The sequence below is a fragment of the Prevotella sp. HJM029 genome (genome assembly GCF_000599605.1).
Lineage (GTDB): Bacteria > Bacteroidota > Bacteroidia > Bacteroidales > Bacteroidaceae > Prevotella.
Map to the genome: position 1 here is coordinate 1 of NZ_AZHT01000096.1, position 2,090 is coordinate 2,090.

Below are 2,090 nucleotides of genomic sequence, written 5' to 3' on the forward strand. Positions count from 1 at the left end.
CAAGTTCCTCACGCTGATATTGTTTAATGGCTTCCTGCCTTGCTTCGACTTTTTCTTCCTCTGTGAGTTCTACAATGTGATTAACGGCAACTTGGCAAGAAATAACCTTACCCACCTCTATATCGTCTTCATCGTAGTAGTGAACAGCCATAGAGAAGATTTCATCATCATCAAAGCCGTTGCAACCGCTTTTCTGCACTTCATTAAGAATGTAGGTGATGCACTCCTCAATATTCTTGTTTGGCTTCAACAAGTTAGGGGCAAACAAGGGGTCTGCCATAGCACGCTGATTGAGATACTCGGCTATTGTCCGTGTGAAATGTTCTGTTCCTTTCATTGTCGTATATGTTTTGATGTTGTTAATACTTGGGGATTTCTACTATTTGATAGATGCGCCCATATAGGTAGGCTCTTAGGCTTGTTCTGTCGGGTGCGTAATACTCTGTCCATTGTCCGTACTGATTGACAAGGTATTTCTTCAGTACATCAAAGAAGTCAAAGCGATAGCCTTGCAGTGGAACGGCTGTGCGGAAATAGGTGTTTGAGTTCACCGCCTCACATAGCCAATTCTTTTCCTCACGACTCATACACTCGCCACGATTGAGTTTCACACGCAGGAGATATACTTTGCTATTACAAAGGCTCTCCAAAGGGAGTACGTCCCATTGTACAAACTTAATTGCCAACACTTGCTCACTTTTTTCAGCCACAGGGTTAATGCGGTAATGAGAGGAGGAGCTATATCCTTTGCTGTTCATCGACGATGTTGTATTTACTTTTTGCTTATCCATAGCGACATTTTTTTTATGCGTCCAAAGATCGGAGTATGCTGATTCCTTTTTGTAGCAAAATAGAGGTAGCGGAGCGGGCTTGCACAAGGTTTTGGCGGAAAATACTACCCGTAGGTGTGGAGATTTTCCAGACAAACCAAGCGGCTTAGGACCTTGGGAAAGCCACAAGCCCCGTACTACCTTTGCGGATAAAAAGGGAATAGCATCCGTCTCCTTGTCATCGCATATCGTGGAGCATTGGAAAAGAAGCAAAAGTGCAACGCTCGTAGTGGGAAATAGAAAAGGTGGCTATCTCAAAATGCGAGATAACCACCTGATGAAATAACATGAAAGGTATTACAGAGCCATGCTTTTCAAAGCACGCAAAGCAGGATGGCACAGAGAATTGCCAGCCAGAAGAGAATGCTCAGCAGCGTAATTGTCACTTTTAGAATTACCCTGACTATAAAGCGTAGTATCAGAAAACCTGCAATGACAGAGACGGCAGTTACGACTTGCGGAGTTACCATCTTCGAGATAAGCCAAATGACACCGATAACAATGGAAAGCAGGATAGCGAGTTCGATGAATCGTGTCCAACCGAAGCGACGGACTTGCTTGGGAGAAGTTGGCTGCTGCTTGATATTATCGGTTCTGTTCGATGCGTCTGCCTTGATGAAGGCAGGTGTGTGAACGTCTTGATTCATGATGATTGTATTCATATCGGAGCTTTTAATAGTTCAAGAGCAATAACAAGATATTCTGCCTCACAAAGCCAAGTGTTTGCTTAAACTCTTGGTGTGTGGGGAAGAATAGTTATCTTGGCTCTTGACACTACAAAAGCTCCCGATGGTGTTACATCAAGTCATGTTCTCACTATTGACGGTTGGCAGACCATTAACCTCGATGATCAGAACGATTGTCCCTGTCAGTTCGGTGTAGAGTTTCTCATACTCTGGACTTGCACCAAAATCGTCTGTCAGTTCATACTTATCGAAAACGCTTTGCACAGCCTTATTCTTCAAAAGTATCGGTGTTAGTCTTTCAGGAAGAGGAGAAGGGAGTTCTTTCTCGAACTCATTCTCTAAGACGGATACAAGCGTGTCGTACTTGGAAAAGTGCAAACCTTGGTATAAGACTTCACTTGCCATTGTCTCAGCTTCGGGATGCGAGAAGCCTTGTGCCACTGCATCACAATAGGTAGTAAGGGCTTCATCAGCTCTTGCCGTTATGAATGGTTTGTCACTCATCATTTCTGGGAAATGCTCACTGAGGTAGTTCTCTAACTTCAAACGGAAGTAGGAAAGCTCTTTCTTTGTT

At 43.7% G+C, this 2,090-nt stretch carries 4 protein-coding genes; all 4 read right to left on the reverse strand.

The annotated features are described in order from the left end of the window. The coding region (locus tag X919_RS0105485) for a PcfK-like family protein (protein WP_028899325.1) at nucleotides 1-337 on the reverse strand (337 nt) is incomplete at its 3' end. Between the two features lie 22 nt (nucleotides 338-359). Next, on the reverse strand, nucleotides 360-791 hold the full coding sequence (locus tag X919_RS0105490) for a hypothetical protein (RefSeq protein WP_028899326.1): 432 nt from the start codon (nucleotides 789-791) through the stop codon (nucleotides 360-362). Between the two features lie 353 nt (nucleotides 792-1,144). Further along, entirely contained in the window at nucleotides 1,145-1,492 is a 348-nt protein-coding gene (locus X919_RS0105495; protein ID WP_028899327.1) for a hypothetical protein, read from the reverse strand. A 138-nt stretch (nucleotides 1,493-1,630) separates the two neighbouring features. Further along, a partial coding sequence (locus X919_RS0105500) for a DUF1896 domain-containing protein (protein ID WP_028899328.1) occupies nucleotides 1,631-2,090 on the reverse strand: 460 nt, incomplete at its 5' end.